Source organism: Gordonia soli NBRC 108243 (assembly GCF_000334455.1).
In the GTDB taxonomy this organism is placed as follows: Bacteria; Actinomycetota; Actinomycetes; order Mycobacteriales; family Mycobacteriaceae; genus Gordonia; species Gordonia soli.
Genome location: NZ_BANX01000008.1, coordinates 271,612 through 291,509, shown reverse-complemented (window position 1 = coordinate 291,509; position 19,898 = coordinate 271,612). Strand labels below are relative to the sequence as shown.

At 66.6% G+C, this 19,898-nt stretch carries 17 protein-coding genes; 10 read left to right on the top strand and 7 right to left on the bottom strand.

What is annotated here, in order from left to right; genetic code table 11:
• Positions 1–71: 71 nt before the first annotated feature.
• A complete protein-coding gene (locus tag GS4_RS07360) occupies positions 72–1,454 on the bottom strand; it encodes an MFS transporter (protein WP_007619092.1) in 1,383 nt (460 codons plus the stop codon).
• 227 nt (positions 1,455–1,681) lie between these two features.
• Between GS4_RS07360 and GS4_RS07355 the strand changes: the two genes are divergently transcribed.
• The 6 genes from GS4_RS07355 (at position 1,682) to GS4_RS07330 (ending at position 9,473) form a co-directional block, all read left to right on the top strand.
• Positions 1,682–2,626 (top strand): dihydrodipicolinate synthase family protein, encoded by a 945-nt coding sequence (locus GS4_RS07355; RefSeq protein WP_007619091.1) that lies wholly within the window; start codon positions 1,682–1,684, stop codon positions 2,624–2,626.
• Positions 2,627–2,686: 60 nt separating this feature from the next.
• On the top strand, positions 2,687–3,343 hold the full coding sequence (locus tag GS4_RS07350) for a GntR family transcriptional regulator (protein ID WP_157226538.1): 657 nt from the start codon (positions 2,687–2,689) through the stop codon (positions 3,341–3,343).
• 71 nt (positions 3,344–3,414) lie between these two features.
• Positions 3,415–4,590 (top strand): enolase C-terminal domain-like protein, encoded by a 1,176-nt coding sequence (locus GS4_RS07345; RefSeq protein WP_007619086.1) that lies wholly within the window; start codon positions 3,415–3,417, stop codon positions 4,588–4,590.
• Between the two features lie 26 nt (positions 4,591–4,616).
• Positions 4,617–6,167: an aldehyde dehydrogenase (NADP(+)) gene (locus tag GS4_RS07340; RefSeq protein ID WP_007619084.1), complete on the top strand. Its 1,551-nt coding sequence runs from the start codon at positions 4,617–4,619 to the stop codon at positions 6,165–6,167.
• Between the two features lie 292 nt (positions 6,168–6,459).
• Entirely contained in the window at positions 6,460–8,280 is a 1,821-nt protein-coding gene (locus tag GS4_RS07335) for a hypothetical protein (RefSeq protein ID WP_245555584.1), read from the top strand.
• Between the two features lie 50 nt (positions 8,281–8,330).
• Positions 8,331–9,473, top strand: a complete 1,143-nt coding sequence (locus tag GS4_RS07330; protein WP_157226537.1) for a lipase family protein — start codon at positions 8,331–8,333, stop codon at positions 9,471–9,473.
• 49 nt (positions 9,474–9,522) lie between these two features.
• Here GS4_RS07330 and GS4_RS07325 read toward each other — a convergent pair whose 3' ends face one another.
• Genes GS4_RS07325 through GS4_RS07310 form a run of 4 tightly spaced genes read right to left on the bottom strand, consistent with a single transcriptional unit; the run spans position 9,523 to position 13,560 of the window.
• The gene (locus GS4_RS07325) at positions 9,523–10,872 is read right to left on the bottom strand and encodes an MFS transporter (protein ID WP_007619078.1); all 1,350 of its coding nucleotides are present in this window, start codon (positions 10,870–10,872) and stop codon (positions 9,523–9,525) included.
• A complete protein-coding gene (locus tag GS4_RS07320; protein WP_007619077.1) occupies positions 10,869–11,408 on the bottom strand; it encodes a 3-isopropylmalate dehydratase small subunit in 540 nt (179 codons plus the stop codon). Before GS4_RS07320 ends, GS4_RS07325 begins: the two co-directional genes overlap by 4 nt.
• A complete protein-coding gene (locus tag GS4_RS07315) occupies positions 11,405–12,685 on the bottom strand; it encodes a 3-isopropylmalate dehydratase large subunit (RefSeq protein ID WP_007619075.1) in 1,281 nt (426 codons plus the stop codon). The genes GS4_RS07320 and GS4_RS07315 overlap by 4 nt, the downstream gene beginning before the upstream one ends.
• Before the next feature lie 5 nt (positions 12,686–12,690).
• The gene (locus tag GS4_RS07310; protein ID WP_007619068.1) at positions 12,691–13,560 is read right to left on the bottom strand and encodes an isocitrate lyase/PEP mutase family protein; all 870 of its coding nucleotides are present in this window, start codon (positions 13,558–13,560) and stop codon (positions 12,691–12,693) included.
• Positions 13,561–13,713: 153 nt separating this feature from the next.
• Here GS4_RS07310 and GS4_RS07305 point away from each other — a divergent pair, with 153 nt between their 5' ends.
• Positions 13,714–14,505 (top strand): IclR family transcriptional regulator, encoded by a 792-nt coding sequence (locus tag GS4_RS07305; RefSeq protein WP_007619066.1) that lies wholly within the window; start codon positions 13,714–13,716, stop codon positions 14,503–14,505.
• A 94-nt stretch (positions 14,506–14,599) separates the two neighbouring features.
• Here GS4_RS07305 and GS4_RS07300 read toward each other — a convergent pair whose 3' ends face one another.
• A complete protein-coding gene (locus tag GS4_RS07300; protein ID WP_007619064.1) occupies positions 14,600–15,388 on the bottom strand; it encodes a MerR family transcriptional regulator in 789 nt (262 codons plus the stop codon).
• Between the two features lie 72 nt (positions 15,389–15,460).
• Positions 15,461–15,916 (bottom strand): hypothetical protein, encoded by a 456-nt coding sequence (locus tag GS4_RS07295; protein ID WP_007619062.1) that lies wholly within the window; start codon positions 15,914–15,916, stop codon positions 15,461–15,463.
• Positions 15,917–16,004: 88 nt separating this feature from the next.
• Between GS4_RS07295 and tgt the strand changes: the two genes are divergently transcribed.
• The 3 genes from tgt to GS4_RS07280 all read left to right on the top strand — a co-directional run bounded on the left by tgt (position 16,005) and on the right by GS4_RS07280 (position 19,860).
• Complete coding sequence (gene tgt / locus GS4_RS07290) at positions 16,005–17,267, top strand: tRNA guanosine(34) transglycosylase Tgt (protein WP_040509863.1); 1,263 nt, start codon at positions 16,005–16,007, stop codon at positions 17,265–17,267.
• 136 nt (positions 17,268–17,403) lie between these two features.
• A complete protein-coding gene (gene gdhA / locus GS4_RS07285) occupies positions 17,404–18,750 on the top strand; it encodes an NADP-specific glutamate dehydrogenase (RefSeq protein WP_007619057.1) in 1,347 nt (448 codons plus the stop codon).
• An 87-nt stretch (positions 18,751–18,837) separates the two neighbouring features.
• On the top strand, positions 18,838–19,860 hold the full coding sequence (locus tag GS4_RS07280; RefSeq protein ID WP_439644616.1) for an alpha/beta hydrolase family protein: 1,023 nt from the start codon (positions 18,838–18,840) through the stop codon (positions 19,858–19,860).
• Positions 19,861–19,898 lie beyond the last annotated feature (38 nt).

Sequence of the window (19,898 nt, the reverse complement as noted above, 5' to 3'; positions counted from 1 at the left end):
TGACGACCGGCGGGTCGTCACGACCGTAGTGTCGCGACGACCCGCCGGTAGGGAATCGAGCTCGAGAGGATTCAGTTGCGGGTGACGGTGGCGGTCGGCGAGGTCGCGGGTGTCGGGCCCACGTCCGCCGGCGAGTCGGGGATGCCGAACTGGTTCTTCGGCGTGCTCCGCATCCGCCAGACGCCGACGATCGCGAGCGCACTCACCGCGGCTATGAAGAGGAATCCTGCGGCGGGATCCCCGGTTCGCTCCTCTACTGCACCGAGAACGTTCGGCGCCACGAATCCGCCGAGGTTTCCGATCGAGTTGATCAACGCCAGGCCCGGTGCCAGCAAGCGGATGTCCAGGTACTTCTGCGGGATCGCGTAGAACGATCCGGCCGCGACCTTGAAGCCGATGGTCGCCAGGCACAGGCCGATGATCATGCCGATGGGGGAGGCGACGGCGGTGACCAGCGCTCCGACCGCCGCGGCCACGAATCCGATGGCCAAGGTCGTCCGGCGAAGTCCGGTGCGATCGGAGAAGCGAGCAGCGACGAAGACACCGACTCCGGCAAGCGCGTAAGGGATTCCGGCGATGACACCGATCTGCAGTTCGGACAGATCACCCAGACTCCGCACCACAGACGGTAGCCAGAAGGTGATGCCGTAGTTGGCCACCTGCGCGGCGAACATGACTGCACAGAACAACGACACCTGGGGATCGAGGAGCATCCGCCAACGCGACGGCGGCTCGGTCGTGCCGGTCGCAGCGCGCTTGGTCGCGGCCTCGGTCTCGAGCTCGGCGGCGATCGCCTGCTTCTCCTCGGCGGAGAGCCACTTGGCCTGGTGTGGCTTGGAGACGAGGAAGAACCAGATGATGAAACCGACGATCACCGATGCGCCGCCCTCGACCAGGAACATCCACTGCCACCCGTAGAGCCCGGCGAAGTTGTCGACACTGAGGAAGATGCCGGACACCGGCGCAGCGATGACGGCGCCGATCACGGAACCGATGTAGAGGCTCGAATTCGCGCGGCCGCGGAAGCGGTCCGGGAACCAGTAGGTGAAGTACAGCAGCACGCCGGCGAAGAAGCCTGCCTCGGCCACGCCGAGCAGGAGTCGGAGTCCGTAGAACATCCAGGTGTTCTGGACGAACATCATCGCGCCCGACACGATGCCCCACGTGATCATGATCCGGGTCAGCCACGCTTTCGCGCCGAATCGTTCGAGAAGAGCGTTGCTGGGGACTTCGAAGATCGCATACGTGATGAAGAACAGGCCGGCGCCCAGCCCGTAGGCGCCCGCGGTGATCCCGGCGTGGAGCTCGAGCTCATGCTTCGCGAACCCGATGTTCACGCGGTCGATGTAGTTCAAGACGAACATGATCATGATGAGGGGCACTATGCGTGAATAGGCCTTCTTCATCGCCCGGTCGAGGACCGGGTTCGTACTGACGATGTCTGGTGACGACATTGCTCACATCCTTGCCTGAACGGTAGCGCCCCGAGCGTTCGAGGCAGGTCATATATCGTGTACTACGACTGTGACTGGGGACACTACGATCGTCCGCGCGTGAATGTCAACACCTTCTGGTCAGTCAACTAACGCGCTTGACGTTGAAAAGATATGAGATATGATCGCTGTGACGCGGATCGCTTTGACGGTCTGTATGTGCTGACGCAGTCGCAAAAGGAGGACATATGACGCTGGACGAGGTGCGTAGACGGCTTGCCGGGGTGGTATCGATCCCGGTCACCCCGTTCGCTGCCACCGGCACAATCGACGAGCCCGCCCTGATTGCGATCAACCGGCGGATGGCCGATGCGGGTATCCCGGTGATCACCCCGAACGGCAACACCGGCGAGTACTACTCGCTCACGCGTGAGGAGCGGTCCCGCTGTGTCGATCTCGCGATGATCAGCTCCGGCCAGGCGGCGGTTCTGGTCGGAGTGGGTGGCGCCCTGGCGGATGCGATCGACGAAGCGCGCTACGCGCGGTCGGCGGGTGCCCACGCGGTGATGGTCCACCAACCGGTGCATCCGTACATCACCCGAGCCGGGTGGATCGACTACCACGCCGCCATCGCCACCGCGGTTCCTGAGCTCGGTCTCGTGACGTACGTGAAGAACCTCGCAATCGACGGCAGCACCATCGGCCGGCTGGCCGACGCGGTCGACAACTTCATCGGCGTGAAGTACGCGCTTCCCGACCCGGTCGGATTCGCATCTGCGATCGCCGATGCCGGCGATGCTGATCTGGTGTGGATCGCGGGGCTGGCAGAGTCGTACGCGGCGTCGGGTTTCGCCGCGACCGCGACCGGGTTCACCTCCGGTCTCGCCAACGTGGTCCCCGACGTGTCACTCGCATACCTGCAGGCATTGCGCGACAGCGATTGGGCTGGTGCCCTGTCGATCTGGAAGTCGATCCGCGCATTCGAGGATCTGCGGGCCCGCGACAACAACGCCCTCAATGTCTCGGTCGTGAAAGAGGCCCTGCACCAGCTCGGTCTGTGTGATCGAGCAGTACGGGCGCCGATCAGCACCCTCGACGACGAGGATCGTCGGGCGGTCACGGCGATGCTCGCCGAATGGGGCCTCGTGGAGTCCGGGCAATCCCGTGACCTCATCGAGGCGCAACCCGCCTGATCGCGTGAATTGGTAGATTTCCCGCAAGGCCGGCCACACGGTCCCGGGTAGGTGGAGATGATGACAGTTCAGAACCTCGACGCCCCCGCGTCGCGTATCGAATGGGTGCTCGCCCAGATCAGGGAGGGCGTCCTCGCTCGCGACTACGCACCGGGCCAGCCACTCGTGGAGGCGGAGCTGGCCAGGCAGTACGGGGTGTCCAAGACCCCGGTGCGCGAAGCGCTGAAGCTGTTGTCGGGCTCCGGCCTGGTGGTCTTCGAGCCGTACAAGGGTGCGACGGTCCGCATCCCGACGCGTCAGCTGGCCGATGACGTCATCGGCGTCCGCTCCCTGTTGGAGCCGGCGGCCGTGCACTTGTCGGTGACCCGGTCGCGGTACACGTTCGGTGCCGCCGCCGAGTTGCTCAACGAGGCGGCGATCGTCGCGGGGGAGCGTGCGCGCGCGAAGCTCAGCGTGCTCAACCGTCGATTCCACGCGGAGATGTACCGCAACTGCGGAAACGCCGTGATGATCGAGACCCTCGACGGCCTCCGTGACCGGATGGCACTGGTCAGCATCGCCGGATGGGACGAGAAGAACAGCTGGGAGAAGGAGTGGGGCGAACACCGGGCGATCCTCGACGCTGCCGCTGACGGCGACGCCGACCTCGCCGCAACGCTGGTGCGAGATCACATCGAGTCGTTCCGCGCCCGCTTCGACTCCCTCTGGCCCAGCTAGAACACGAACCACGTCTCGGACGGCCCTTTGTCGCCGAGCGCTGAGATATCAGATATGAGAATGGAGTCCCGATGAGCCTCATCGACCGGATCGAAGTCAGCACATTCGACCTGCCCGTGGAGAACTTCGCGCACAACTACGACGACGACACCTACGGCGGTTCGTTCACCTACGCGCCCGGTGTCACCTCGCCCAGGCAGGTGCTCATGGTCCAGGTGTTCACCGAAGACGGCCTCGAGGGCAACTACGCCTTCTGGTCAGTGTCCGCGGCTGTGCCGCAGGCTGTCTCGGCAGCGCGGGTCGCGGTCGGCCACCGGTGGCATGAACGTGAGGCGATCTTCCGGGCCGTTCGTCGTGCTGCACGGCCCGCCCATTCGTACGGTCTCTCGTTCCTCGACGTCGCCCTGTGGGACCTCGCAGCTAAGGCGCAGAACGTCTCGTTGACCCAACTGCTCGGCGGTGATCGGACCGAGGTTTCGGCATACGCCTCATGCCACAACGGTGATGTCCTGGGCAACCTCTCCGATCAGGACGCGGTCGCGGACTTCTTCCTGAGTCTGCAGGAGAAGGGCTTCCGTGGTTTCAAGATGCATTCGTGGCACAAAGGCGACAAGTGGCAGGAGGCTGCCAACGTCGCGAACATGCGTGAGAAGCTGGGTGAACGCGTCGAACTCATGCTCGACCCGGCGTGCGTGTTCGACTCGCTCAGCGACGCGATCTTCGTCGGAAAAGCTTGTGAGGAATCCGGATTCCGCTGGTACGAAGACCCGATCCGGCCAACCGGCCTCGGAGCCTTCCAGCATCGCAAGCTGCGTGAGGCGCTGAACATCCCGATCCTGCAGACGGAGCATGTCGCGGGTCCGGAAGCGAAGGCCGACTTCCTGCTCGCCGGGGGGACCGATCTGCTGCGCGTCGACGTGCACTACGACCTGGGCATCACCGGTGCGCTCAAGACGATCCACTTCGGCGAATCGTTGGGCGTCACCACCGAGATGCATGCGCCGAGCCCGGTCCATCGGCATCTGATCGCCGCCATGCAGCAGACCACGCTGTACGAGGTCGCGAATGTCTCGCCCGCTGGGCTGGATCCGTCGCCCGAGATCTACACCAACTATTCCGACCATGTCGACTCGATCTCGGCCACGGGCACCCTGGCCGTGCCCACCGGGCCGGGCGTCGGGGTCGAGTATGACTTCGAGAAGTTGCTGCCGCTCCGATCGTTCCACGAGATCGTCAAGGCCGGCTGACCGCGCGAACAGTTCGAGGAGCATCAATGACATCGACTCTCGTCACCGAGATCCGCAGCGTTGCAGCACGAACCGGTGCTGACAACGGACACGTAGCACCCGTCACGACCGCCGACGATGTCGACGAGACGGTCCAGCGCGCAGTGGTTGCGTCCCGGCAACTCCGTGATGCCGGTCGCGATCGACGGATCGAGTTGCTGACCGCACTCGCCGATGCTCTCGACGATTCGGTGGACGAGCTCGTCAGCCTCGCCGACGTCGAGACCGCACTCGGCGCAGCACGTCTCGCCGGCGAGGTCGCCCGGAGCTCGGGACAGTTACGACACTTCGTCGCGGTGCTCGTCGACGGTTGGTACGCGCAAGCGACGATCGATCATGCCGAGCCGTCGGCGACTCCCCCGAAGCCGGATCTGCGGCGGCATCTGACCTCCATCGGACCCGTGGCGGTATTCGCGGCCAGCAACTTCCCGTTCGCGTTCAGTGTGTGTGGCGGCGACACCGCCAGCGCACTCGCCGCGGGATCGGCCGTCGTGGTGAAGGTCCACGACGGACATCCGGCGACCTCGGCCCGCACCGCAGAGATCCTGCGCGCGGCGGCCGAGAGCGCCGGGTTCTCCCCGGACGTGGTGCAGCTCGTCTTCGGACGTGACGCCGGCATCTCGCTGATCTCCCATCCGGACATCGAGGCGGCAGGTTTCACGGGTTCGGTTCCCGGGGGCCGTGCGCTGTTCGACATCGCTTCGGCCCGCCCCACGCCGATCCGGTTCTTCGGCGAACTGGGCAGTCTGAACGCCCTGATCATCACCCCCGGGGCTGCGCTGGACCGGGGCGCGGAGATCGCCGCCGGCCTCGCGGGATCGTTCACCCTCGGGCAGGGACAGTTCTGCACCAAGCCGGGCGTCGCATTCGTCCCGGACGGAGATGCCGGCGACGAACTGATCCGACGGCTGGTCGACGAGGCCTCGACGGTTCCGGCCGGGGCGCTGTTGATGCCGCGGTTGCTGGACGGCTATCGCGCGTCCGTCGGGGAGCTGGTCGGCGCGGGTGAGATCGCCACATCGTTGCTCGATCGATCTGCCGACTCCGAGTTGGGTGTCGGGCCGACGATCCTCCGCATCGACGGAGACGATCTCATCGCCAACGGTGCCGGGCGGCTTCTCGAGGAATGCTTCGGACCGACGACGGTCGTGGTCACCTATTCGTCGGATCGAGAGCTCGCCGAACTGGTGGACCTGGTGCCGCCCAGCTTGACGGGCACCGTGCACGCCACCGCCGCAGAGTCTCAGCCGGGCGCCGCCGGAGACCGCGCGATGCAGGCGCTGCGCGCCAGGTCCGGTCGGCTGGTGTGGAACGGGTACCCGACGGGTGTGGCGGTGACGTGGGCGCAGCACCACGGAGGTGGCTACCCGTCGACGACCGATCCGGCGGCGACCTCGGTCGGTGCGTCGGCGATCGGTCGGTTCCTGCGTGCGGTCGCATATCAGGACGTTCCCGACGCCCTCTTGCCGCCGGAATTGCAGGAGGCGAATCCGCTCGACATCGTCCGCCGCATCGACGGGACGATCGTCCTGCCCTGAGCCGGGCGACAGACCTGCGGTGACTCGGAGTGTGCGACAACGGAGTCCGCTCCGAGTCACCGCATACCACTGGCGCGTAACGGTCGACTCGGCACGCGATCTGTCACAGCCGGTCGACTGTGGCGAGCGCGACAGTCCGGCGGCAGAATCAGGCATTCCAGACTGAGCTAAGGCTATGCTAATCTCACCTCGCCCGGGCAGATCGACACCTCGATCGGGTTCCCGGTTATGACGCTCGGCGAGGTTCCGGTTCGTTCTCGATCCCACCGCCGTGCCCGATCGATGGGGTGGGATGACCGCGGAACAGAAGACCTCGGTGGATGCTGCGCAGAACACGGCAGATGAGCCGATGAGTCCGGTTGGCCATCGCGCCGCCGGCCGACGACGACACCTGGTCGTGAAGCTGACCGCGGTGCTGACACTGGGCACCATCGTCGCGGCGACCATCGGGGCTACGGGCTCCGCGGAGGTGCTCGGGCCGATCCGGCCCGCTGCAGCCACGCCGGTCGCGGAGTCGACCAACAAGTCCACGAAGGACGAGAAGGCCGAGTCGGTCGACGAGCGGATCGAGCGCATCGCCGCGGAGCGTCCGATGCTGAAGGCCCCCAAGGCCAACGAGGGACGTGACACCACCTGCGTGAGTGGCGAGTTCGCCACCTTGTCGGTGGTGTACGACTCGATCTTCGAGTCGGTCCTCCCGTCGCTGCCGCCGCAGCTGCGCCCGACCGCCCAGTCGGCGCGGATCGCCGCACACCGCGACATGAAGCGGCTGCACGTCTCCAGCCTGGCGGTCTCCAACCACCCGATGACCCGTGGTGCCGACAAGGACGACCCCGCCGTGTTGTATCGGGATTCGGTGTCGCAGTGGATCGTCAGTCAGCTCCTGAACATCCGCGACGGGCGTCAGCACGACGCGATCCCGGTCGGGAACCTCACCGTCAGCCAGGCGGTCGAGACGGTGTGGCTCTATCTCTCGGTCACGGTGTTCGCGCCGATAACGTTGGCATCCGGGCTCATCCCGCCGCTGGGCAGCCCGCTGACCGGCACCGCGCTCGAGGCCCTGTCCGGTTATGTCACGTACGGCTCGATCCTGAGCCTGGTGGTCGCCGGCGGCACCCTCGGCCTCCAGTTCCTCTACGCCGGGATCTCCGCAGCGCTGATCGACCAATGTCTGGTGCAGGTCACCGATGAGCAGCGTCGTTCGGCGGGGCGACCCAGCGACACCGTCCGCTATGACATACCGATCCCGGCGATCGTCGCCGAGACGGCGAACCAGCTAGCACTTGCCGACTCCGACACCTGCGCACCGATCGGATCGTTCTCCCTGGAACGTGTCCTGCAGCGCACCTCTGATCAGGCGATCCGCACGACGTCGAACCCGGCGGCCAAGCAGCGCATCAAAGCCCAGACGCGCACCCTGATGCATCAGCTGCGCACCACCCGCGTTCCGCACAACCTGATCCCGGCCGACCCCTACGACTACACGCAGGCCGAACTCGCGGCGTCCATCGTCGGACGTGTCATCCCGATCGTCGGCGGGGCGCCGCTGGGCATCGCCCTCGGTCTCTCGCACAACAAGAACGAGGGCGCCGACTTCGGTGAGATGATCCCGCTCGCGGACCTGACCGTGACCAAATCCCTCACCGCCGCGTATTACACGTACTCGTTCGCACAGTTCCTGTTCGGCACGGTCGGTGGACTGCTGGAGCCGAGTCTGTTGGCCCCGCTGGGTCTCTCGTCGCTGCCGGTGACACCGGTCCGACTGGCCAGCGCATTGCTCTCCCTGCCGCTGACCTACGGACTGATCGTCTACCAGAACGTCGTCCGCTCGATGTGCCTCCGCGAGGACGACACATCCGGGACCGGCCTCGGCGCACAGAAGGACAGCCGAGATGGGCAATCCGTGCAACGCGCCGGAGGATCGGCAGCGGGCCGCACGAGCGCCGCGAAGCCGAGCCGTGCCGTCACGCCCAGCAGTCCCGCGAAGCCGAGCCGCGCCGCCACTCCGAGCAGTGCCGTGAAGCCGAACCGGGCCGCCACATCGGGTCGTGCCTCGACGGCGCCGCACCGGACCTCGGCTGCTCCGGTCCGCATCGCGGGTGATGGTCGATGAGTCCGAGTGACCCAGTCCGCAGGGTGATCCGGCGTCGACACCGTGTCGCGGTGGCTGCGGTACTCGTCGGGATCACCGTCACCGCGGCGGTGCCGGCGGTCGCATCGGCGACACCGACGAGCATCTCGGCAACCCCTACGGCACGTCCCGGTGCAGTCCTCCGCGTGGAGACATTGCCCGCCGAACTGGTCCTGACCCGGGCGAGCAGCGCCCGACACTTCGAGTACTCGACGACCGGTCCGAACGGCCGAGCAGCGACGAGCCTCGGCACGCTGTACGTCCCGAAGGGCACGCCGCCGCGTGGCGGTTGGCCGGTGGTGTCATACGGACATGGCACCGCCGGGCTCAGCGACCAGGTGGTCAGCTACACCGGGTGGGTCGGCAAGGACAACACCGGCGATCAGTACCTGTCGCGATGGCTCGACGCCGGGTTCGCGGTGGCCGCATCGGAATACGTCGGCATCGGGACGCCGGGAGTGCACCCCTACCTGAACACGCGGAGCGAAGGTGCGGCGATGATCGATGTCGTCCGCGCTGCGAGGTCGGTCGATCCGTCGCTGTCGCGCATCTGGGTGGCCAACGGCTACTCGCAAGGGGGTCATGCGAGTGTTGCGGCAGCATCGATGGCGCGCACCTACGCCCCGGAACTGAGGATGGCCGGGTCGGCGGCCGGCGGTGTCCCGGCAGGGATCGCCGACGAGCTCGCCCTGGTGACACCTGCAGCGCCGGTCAACCCCAGTCCCGATCTGTCCGTCTATCTCGCGTACGTACTCGCGGGTTTCCGTGCGGCACAGCCGGACTATCCGTTGGACACCTACCTGAGCCCGCGCGGCGCAGAGGTGCTGGCGCTCGCCGAGAAATTGGACTACTTCGACCTGGGCAAGGCCATCGGATCGGCCGCTCCGGGTGAACTGGTGAGCCGCCCGCTGTCCGAGGGGACGCTGCTCGCCGCGATCCGTCGCAACTCGGGCCTGCCGGTCGCCCGGTACGGGGTCCCGGTCCTGATCTACCAGCAGGCGTTCGATGCGGTGTCGCCGGCGCCGTTCTCGGCACGTCTCGCCGACGACCTGCGCGGCGCCGGCACCTCGGTGACCTACCGGCTCGACCGCTCGCCGGCGGGCCATGCCGCGTGGGACGAGGCGCTCGACCAGGTGCTTCGATTCGCGCGAACCTCCGTCGACGCCGCGCGCTGAGGCGCAGCGTCGACGTGGATTCGTGGCGATGAGGGGCCGAGGCCGGCGATCAGGCGGGTAGGGCGTCCCGGCTGGTCTCGCGGATCGTCAGGACGGTGATGACGCCGATCACGCACACGCCGATGACCCAGTACGCGGGTGACATGCTGTTACCCGTCGATTCCACCAGTTGCGCAGCGACATACGGCGCTGTACCGCCTGCGGCGATGGTGCCGATGTTGAATCCCAGCGAGACACCCGTGTAGCGGACGGCCCGCGGGAAGAGCTCGGTGAACAGCGGGAACGCGGGCACCTGGACCACACCGTTGAGCGTCATGTAGACGAAGTAGACGAGTCCGACGACGATGATGCTGCCGGTGGCACCGAGAATCATGAAGGCGGGCAACGCGATCACCACATACGCGAGGTATCCGGCGAGGAGTACCGGTCGGCGGCCCCATCGGTCGGTCATGAGTCCACTGATCGGGAATGTTGCGCAGGCCAACGCGATGCTGATCGCCGACGTCCAGTAGACCGCTTCCTTGGAGAAGCCCAGATCGTTGATCAGATAGACGCTGAAATACGTCAGACCGATGTAGCCGGAACCGTTCATCGCGATCGCGACACCGACGACCTTGAGCACCGACAGCGGGTTGTTGCGCACCACGTCGAGCAGGGGGCTCTTGGCGACCTGCTCCTTCTCGGCCATCTCCTCGAACTCCGGTGTGTCCTCGAGCTTCAGCCGCACCCGCAGACAGATGAAGGCGAGCGGCAAGGCCAGCAAGAAGGGGATGCGCCATCCCCACGAGGACATCTGTTCGTCGGTGGTGAAGAGCGCCACCAGCCCTACCACCGCGGCGGCCACCGCGAACCCGAGGGTGGATCCGATCGGGGTGAACGAACCGAAGAAGCCGCGGCGATTGTGCGGAGCCGACTCCGCGATGTACGTGGCCGCACCGCCGACCTCGCCTCCTGCCGAGAAGCCCTGTGCGAGACGGACGAGCACCAGGAGGATCGGTGCGACCACGCCGATCGACGAGTGCGTGGGTAGCAGGCCGAGGACACCGCACGCCACACCCATACAGACGACAGTCGTCACCAGCGCCGACCGCCGCCCCTTACGGTCTCCGAGGCGACCGAAGAAGATGCCTCCGAGTGGCCGGGCGACGTAGGCGACACCGAACACCGCGAGGGTGGCGAGGATCGACACCCCTGGACTGTCGGACGGGAAGAACAGCGGCGCGATCGTGACGGCGAGAAAGCCGTAGACCGCGAAGTCGTAGTACTCGATCAGTGTTCCGACACCGCCCGCGATCGCCGCGCGGCGTGCCATCGCAGGCGACTTCGCGGGAGAGGCAGGGGATGTCGCCGAGGGGGACGGGGAGCCCTCGATCTGGGGAGGGCGCTGCACGTTCGTCATCGAGTCTGTCCTTGTCGAGCGGGTGAGTGTTCGGTGAGCAGGAGTTGGTACGAGCCACCTGCTTCGATGATCTGGATGGTCCGGGGATTCGGAGGGTGTCCGACGATCTCGGCGCCACCGGCGGTTCGGAGCGTGGCGGTGCGCCAGTCGAGCAAGATCGCTTCGTCGGTGGACACCGTCGACGAAACCCCCGGGATGGTGATCAGTGGCATCCCGTTGAAGGTCTCTCCTCGCCAGAAGCCCGGCGAGAACGACTCCGCGACGATGGCGGAGATCCCGGCATTGCGCAGGGCGACCATCGGTGGATAGTGCGGATGTCCGTACCCGAAATTGCGTCCGCCGACGATGATGTCGCCGGGCCGCACCCGATCGGCGAAGTCCGGGTCGTAGGCACCCATACACACCGACCGCAGATGATCGGCGTCGTACGACTTGATGTTCGAGACGCCGACGACGAGATCGATGTCGAAGTCGTCGCCGAAGATCCAGGCGACCCGACCTTCGATGAGGTCGGGCGGCGGCGGATACGCGCTCATCGCGCGGACTCCGCGATGGAGCCGCTCAGTGCACTCGCGGCGACGGTGTACGGGGACCCCATGTAGATGTTGGCGTCCGGGCTCCCCATGCGGCCCGAGATGTTGAGCACACCGGTGGAGATGCAGTTCTCGCCCGACTGCAGCGGCTGCTGGTAACCGAAGCAGAAGTCGCAACTGGACACCGCGATGGTGGCACCGGCCGATCGCAGTACGTCGAGAATCCCTTCGCGCTCAGCCTGTTCGTGGACTTCGCGCGACGTGGGGACCACGTTGAGCTCCACCGTCGGCGCGATCGTCCGGCCGTCCAACACCAGTGCGGCGGCCCGCAGGTCCTCGATCCGACCGCTCGCACACGAGCCGATGAACGCCCGCGTGATCGGTGTCCCGGCGAGATCGCGTGCCGTCGTGGTGTTCGCGACCCGCGCCGACCCCGGCGTGACGACCTTGGGGACGAGTGTGCTCAGGTCGATGGTGTAGCGCGCCGCATAGTCGGCATCGGGATCGGGGTGCACCGGCTCGAATGCGGTGCGGGCGACGTCCCGCACATAGGCCAGTGAGACCTCGTCCGGCTCGAAGATCGCGGACACCGCCCCGGTGAACATCGCCATCCCGCACAACCCCTGCCGGTGGTCGATCTTCATCTGGCGCGCACCGGGGCCACCGAACTCCATGACCTGATGGGCGCAGCCGTCGGCACCGACCATCTCGATGATGGTGTGGACCAGGTCGCGACTGTCGACGCCGTCGGGGAACTCGCCGACGAGATCGAAACGGGTGGTCGCGGGGATGTCGACATGGATCTGACCGGTCACCCACGCCTCGATCAGGTCGCGCCGGATGCCCCAGCCGAGGGCGTTGAACGCACCGATCCCGCTGATGTGGCCGTCGAAGTGGACGAGGAACTCGCCCGGGACCGCGAGGCCGAGTTCGGCTGTCAGCTGGTGCCCGATGCCCTGACCCTCGTGCAATTCGATCCCGTAGAACTCACACCAGTCACGGGTGACCTGGTGGACCTCGGTCTCGCGCTCGTTGTTCTTGGTCAGCATGTGGTCGATGAACACGACGTAGCGGCTCGGGTCGTCCAGTTCGGTGATGCCGAAGTCGTCTCGCATCTGGCGGAACATCACATCGGTGTAGCCGGGGAAGTCGTAGGCGATCATCCGCGCGGGCCGAACGGCGTGGTTCTCGCCGGCGCGGACTGCGCGGTTCTCGCCCGCGCGGGCGGGGGCCGGGCCGGCGGTCCGGGCGAGGATCTTCTCGGTGATCGTGTGTCCCATCGTGCTCACCGGGTCCGCTCGGTCGGAAGATACTTGCGTTGCATGGCCTCGACCTCTCCGAAGCCGATCAGGTCGACGAACTCATGATGCGGCATCGCATCCGCGCTCACCTCGGCCGGTGCTTCTCCGGAGACCAGCCTGCGCAACGTCTCCTGCGCAGCGCCGGTGACCGACATCAGGATCTGTGTCGGTAGCAATGCGAGCCGCACCCCGATCTGATCGAGCACCTCGGGGGTGAACTCGCGTTCGGTCCAGGTCGATGCGGTGAGGGTGGCCATCAGCGGGACCCCGACCTCGTCGTGGCACCGTGCCCATTCGTCGACGGTCGTGAAGGTCTTGGTGACCGGCATGATCATGTCGGCGCCTGCGTCGACGTACGCGGTGGCCCGGTGCAGCGCCTCATCGCCGCGGGCGTCGGTCCGAGCCACGAGGAGGACCTCGTCGGGGATCGAGTCGCGAACGGCACGGATCTTGCCCGTCGCCTCCTCTTCGGTGATGAGGTCGACCGGGTCCCCGACGCAGATCGGGCACGACTTCGGCGAGACCTGATCCTCCATGAACATCCCCTGCACGCCGGCGTCGACGAATGCGGTCGCGGTCCTGGCGGCATTGACGGCATTGCCGTAGCCGGTATCGATGTCGGCGACCAGCGGCAGCTTCGATGCGGCGTGGATCGTGCGAACTGCCTGCAGATTCTCCGACATCGTGTAGAGCTCGGCGTCCGGCAGGCCGAGGGCCGCCGAGACCGCGAATCCGGATGCGCACAAGGCGCTGAAACCCGCTTGGTCTGCGAGGCGGGCCGTCAGTCCGTCCCAGACGCCGGGTGCATAGACCAGGCCGCGCGATGTGAGGTCCTTGAGCGAGGGCGCGCCCATGTGATCAACTCCGTTCCGTTATGCGGAATGCGTTTCGCATCTCGATACGAACGGTAGGGTGGCGTGGGTCACAAGTCAAGCGATGTCGGTCCGAAGCTGTTCGTAAGATGTCGGTACCCATCGCGCGTAGACACGGGAAGTGAGTGAGTACCTGTGGGAGTTCCCGCTGAGGCCGAGGGCCAGTCGAACCGCGAGGTGGTCGGCGCCGTCCTCAAGGCGTGCTCGCTGCTCGAGCACTTCGGCACCGATCGGCCGTTCTGGACGCTCAACGAGCTGACTGCGGCCAGCGGCATGAACAAGACGACGGTCCATCGCCTCATGGCGACCCTGATCCATGCCGGGTGGGTGAACCGGAACGACGACGGCGGGTACCGGATCGCGATGCGGGCCTTCGAGGTCGGGTCGGCGGCACTCGTCCGACTCGACATCCGTTCGGCGGCACAGCCGTACATGGTCGATCTGGCGAACACCTTCGGTGACACCGCGTACCTGATGGTGCCATCGGAGCAGGGGGCCGTGTGCATCGACAAACTCGAGGGGCGCAATCCCCTTGTCGTGGCGGGCATCTCGATCGGTTCGGTGATGCCGTACCACGCCGCGGCGGGCCCCACGGTGATGTTGGCCCACTCCGAGGAGATCCGTCGTCGCTGGCTCGCCGACGTCCTGCCGTCGTTCACCGACCGGACCATCACCGACACCGCGCGCCTCGCCACCCATCTCGAAGAGATCCGAGCGGCGGGGTACTCGATCAGCAACGCCGATTATCTCGCGGGGGTTGCAGCGGTGGCGGCGCCGATCTTCGATCGCGCAGGCGCGGTGGTTGCCTCGATCAGCATCGGTGGGCGGGTCGAGGCGTTCGACGGCGAGGCGCTTGACGAGAAGGTCGACCGGGTCCGTTCCGCGGCCGCGTCGATCTCGCGGATCGTCCAGTCGATCCCGCGGTGACCGGGCTCGGGACTCCGAAACGATTCGTTCCCGCTCACCCGGCGGATGAGCGGGAACGGGATCGACGGGTCACCGACGTTCGTCGGCGGGACTGCTAACCGACGCCCTGCTGCTCCGCGTTCGCGACGATGATGTCGCGCACGAACTGCGCCAGGCCAGGTGCCCGGCCGTCGTAGTGCTCGGTGAAACGCTGGTCGGCGATGTACATCTCACCGAGGCACACCTGCATCTCGTGCCCGCAGTCGTAGTAGCGGTTGATCGACGCACGGTGTTCCTCGGCCAGCGCGTTCGCCTCGGCCGAACCCGCGACCACACCGGCCGCCAGAGCATCGGCGAACCGTTGCTCCATGGCCTCGTTCTCCGCGGCGATCCGCTTCCAGTCGTCCTTGGAGAACGTCGCGGTCCGTGCCTGGCTCTGCGCCCAGGCGTCGGTGTCGCCCCATCGCTCCTGTGCCTCGGCGGCGTACTCGTCGCCGAGCCAGTCGTCGCCGAAGATCTCGACCTGTTCCTCGGCGGTGAGCTGGATACCTTCCTTCTTCGCGTTCATCATCTCCTCCACAGCTGCGACCATCCGGTGCAAGCGATCGATCCGCTCGGTCAGCAGCTCTCGCTGAGATCGCAGATGCGCCAGGGCATCCGCGTCCGGATCGTCGAGCAGGGTCGCGATCTGCTCGAGGACGAAACCCAGTTCCCGATAGGTCAGGACCTGGTGGAGGCGCTCCATGTCGGCGTCGGAGTACAACCGGTACCCCGAGTTCGAACGCTGCGACGGGATGACCAGACCGATCTGGTCGTAGTGGTGCAACGTGCGGACACTGACCCCGACCATCCGGGCGATGTCACCGACGGTGCGCCCTGTTCCGGCACGTCTCGTCTCGCTCACATCGGCCACCTTCCGGCCTGACGTCACGTCAGGGTCAAGTGTTCGGGCGCCCGGGCACCCGCGCGGTACCGCTCAGGGCAGAAAGCCGATGCGGTCCGAGCCCTTGGTGCATGTCGCGAGAACGCCCGCGGTGTCGGCGAGTCCGCACTGCCATCCGGAGACGGTCGTCGGCTGACCGGTGGCGATCTTCGGTCCGTACTCCTGGGCGATCTTCGTGGCGGTGCCGCAGTCGACGCCGCCGGCGAGGACCACGATCTCCAGCGCGCCGTCGGGTCCGCGGGTCTCACCGCAGTCGGTGCCCTGGATGTGGGTGCTGCGCGGCACCGAGGAGACCGGGGTGGCGGGTCGAGGCCCGCCGACCACCGATGCGCTCGGGTTCTCCGACACCGTCCCGACCGACGCCGACGAGGCGCTGCCGGGCGACTCCTGCTCGGTCCCGCAACCCACCAGCACCACGGCGAGGGCCACCGCGACCAGCGGTGCGAGGAGCAGGACGCGACGGACGACAGGACGAGAACGCGGCGGCATGGCTTCACCGTAGCGAACCGACCGGTCCCCACGGAACCGCGCACTTTTGGGCGCTGCCGTGCGGACCTGGGAAGATGTCGACGTGACGATCAGCAGTACCGGACTGACCCCCGACCACAGCTTCACCGTCGGCGCGACGCTGCCCGGCACGCGTGGGCGGACCGGGACGATCTCCACCCCGCACGGTGAGATCCAGACGCCGGCCTTCGTCCCGGTGGGCACCAAGGCGACCGTGAAGACGGTGCTCCCGGAGTCGGTCGCGGCGCTCGGCGCGCAGGCCGTGCTGGCCAACGCCTATCACCTCTACCTCCAGCCCGGGCCGGAGATCATCGACGCGGCCGGCGGCCTCGGGCGCTTCATGAACTGGCCCGGGCCCACCTACACCGACAGTGGCGGGTTCCAGGTCATGTCGCTCGGCGCCGGCTTCAAGAAGGTCATCGCGATGGAGATCGAGAAGACTTCACCCGACGACTCGATCATCGCCCCGGGCAAGGAGCGTCTCGCGCTCGTCGACGACGACGGGGTGACCTTCAAGTCACATCTCGACGGGTCGACGCACCGGTTCACCCCCGAGGTGTCCATGCAGATCCAGCACCAGCTGGGCGCCGACATCATCTTCGCCTTCGACGAGCTGACGACACTGATGAACACCCGTGCCTATCAGGAGACGTCGCTCGAACGAACCCGACTCTGGGCCATCCGCTGCCTCGCCGAACACAATCGGCTGAGCCTCGAACGTGCCCATCGTCCGCAGCAGTCGCTGTGGGGTGTCATCCAGGGAGCCCACTACGAGGACCTGCGGCGACAGGCCTCTCGTGACCTCGTCGCCGCCAGCGATCGTGACCAGTCCGAGGGGGGACGCGGGTTCGGGGGATACGGGATCGGTGGCGCGCTGGAGAAGTCCAACCTGGGCACCATCGTCGGGTGGGTCACCGACGAGCTGCCCGACGACAAGCCCCGCCACCTGCTGGGGATCAGCGAACCCGACGACGTCTTCACCGCGATCGAGAACGGTGCCGACACCTTCGACTGTGTGTCGCCGACGCGGGTGGCGCGCAACGGCGCCATCTACTCGCTCGACGGTCGGTACAACGTCACCAACGCGCGCTACCGGGACGACTTCCGGCCGTTGGACGGCGAGGTCGAGAACTACACGTCGCAGTACTCGAGGGCCTACCTGCACCACCTGTTCAAGGCGAAGGAAGGACTCGCGTCGACCCTCGCGACCCTGCACAACGTCGCGTTCATCGTCGCGATGGTCGATCGCGCGCGGGAGGCGATCGTCGAGGGCGATTACGAGGCATACCGCGACGACTTCCTCGGGCGGTATTACGGCGGCACGCGCGGCTGACCCGGGAGGTGCCGACCCGCTGAGTCGACCGGTGGTGTCGCGGGCGAGACGTCGGACACGGTTCGCCCAGATCATTCCTGTCGATCGATAGGCTCTGCTCGGACGAGAGATCCCGACAGACAGGACAGATGCGACGATGCCGAAGCTCGACGAGAAGGTGCAGGATCTGTACGACCAGGTGGTCGCGCGGAACCCCGGAGAAGTCGAGTTCCACCAGGCGGTCCGCGAGGTCTTCGACAGTCTGGGGCCGGTGCTCGCCAAGCATCCGCACTACGCGGAGGCCGAGGTGATCGCCCGGCTCTGTGAGCCCGAGCGGCAGATCATCTTCCGCGTGCCGTGGACCGATGACGCAGGCCGCGTGCGCATCAACCGCGGCTTCCGCGTCGAGTTCAACTCGGCTCTGGGACCGTTCAAGGGCGGGCTGCGCTTCCACCCGAGTGTCTATCTGGGTGTGGTGAAGTTCCTGGGGTTCGAGCAGATCTTCAAGAATGCGCTGACCGGTCTGCCGATCGGTGGTGGCAAGGGCGGTTCCGACTTCGATCCGAAGGGTCGGTCGGATGCCGAGGTGATGCGCTTCTGTCAGTCCTTCATGACCGAGCTCTACCGGCACATCGGCGAATACACCGACGTCCCGGCCGGTGACACCGGGGTGGGCGGCCGCGAGATCGGCTACCTCTTCGGTCAGTACAAGCGGATCACCAACCGCTACGAATCCGGTGTCCTCACCGGAAAGGGTCTGGCCTGGGGCGGTTCCCAGGTACGGACCGAGGCGACCGGGTACGGCGTGGTCTTCTTCGTGCTGGAGATGCTCGCGGCGAAAGGCGAGGCCCTCGACGGCAAGCGCGTGGTGGTCTCGGGTTCGGGCAACGTCGCCGTCCACGCGATCGAGAAGGCGCAGCAACTCGGTGGCCGGGTCATCGCGTGTTCGGACTCGAGCGGCTATGTGGTCGACGACGCCGGCATCGACCTCGAGCTGCTGAAGGACGTCAAGGGTGGGCGCCGCGGCCGGATCGCCGACTACGCCCGCGAACGTGGTTCGGCACGGGTGGTGACCGCCGGGAACATCTGGGATGTGCCCACCGACGTCGCCATCCCGTGTGCCACCCAGAACGAGCTCAACGGAACCGATGCTGAACGACTGATCGCGAACGGGTGTCGGGTCGTGGCCGAGGGGGCCAACATGCCGTGCACCCCGGAAGCGATCCGCGCGCTCACCGGCGCCGGGGTCGGCTTCGCGCCCGGCAAGGCCGCGAACGCGGGCGGTGTCGCGACGAGCGCATTGGAGATGCAGCAGAACGCCTCTCGCGACTCGTGGACATTCGATCACACCGAACGGCGGCTCTCGGTGATCATGCGCAGCATCCACGACACCTGTCTGACGACAGCGGACGAGTACGGTCGCCCGGGCGACTATGTGGTCGGTGCCAACATCGCCGGGTTCACCCATGTCGCAGACGCGATGCTCGCACTCGGCGTCGTCTGAGTTCGAGACGGCCGGCGATTCAGGCTGGCGGATCGAAAATTCATGCGAGAATCCGGAGGATGTTCGATCGCATCCGGCGGTCGCCGAGTGAGAAGAGCTGCCGTGCCGCCGATCCGGAGAACGTCTGTCGTCCTGACCGCCGTCGTGGCGGTGCTCGTCGCCGGCTGTGGATCCGGATCGGACTCGGACAGCTCGACGGACGCGGCCGAATCGGGTGCCGCCGCGGTGTCGTCGTCACGCGCCGGGGCGGGTGGCGCCGCCGGGCCGGTGGAGCGACTCGACGAGATCACCGTCCACCGCATCGACTACCCGACCCGTGGCACCCGGGATCCACAGCAGAACTGGGGAGAGTTCTATCTGCCCGCGGGTGACCAGAAGGTCGACACCATCCCGCTCGTGGTGCTGATCCATGGCGGTTCCTGGAAGTCGAAGCTGGACGCGGGCACGATGCGTCCGTACGCGATGGATCTCGCGAAGCGCGGGATGGCGGTCTACAACATCGAATATCGGCGGGTGGGTTCCGGCGGCGGATTCCCGACCACATTCACCGACGTCGCAGACGCACTCGACCACGTCGTCGAGATCGACAAGAAGTACCCGCAGATCACCACCGACGACGAACTGGTCGTCGGGCACAGTGCCGGCGCCCAGTTGGCGATGTGGTCGGGGACCCGGAACGAGTTGAACCCCAACGAGGTCGGCGCGAACCCGAAGTTCCGGCCGACGAGGGTCGTGTCCCTCGCCGGCCCGCTGGACATGGTCTACGCGGCGCATCACGGCAACGACCGGATCGTCACCGTCCTCGGCGGCACCCCCGAGCAGGTGCCCCAGCGTTACGCATCGGTCGACCCGATCCAGAACATCGACCCGACGATGCCGGTGATCGCGGTCCACGGCAACAAGGACACCCTGGTCCCGCCGATCCTGTCGGAGCGCTACATCGACGCGGTCGAGCGCCGGAAGGGCATCGGTGACCTGGTCATCGCCGACGGCGAGGACCACGTGTCGATCGTGAGTTCCAACTCGCGGGTCTATCCCAAGATCCTCGACATCATCACCGACGCGTCGGGCAAGACCATCGACCAGCTCGAGGACCTCTACAACAGCTGACGTGCGGGGATTCCTCACCGCGAGGAACAGTGGGGAAC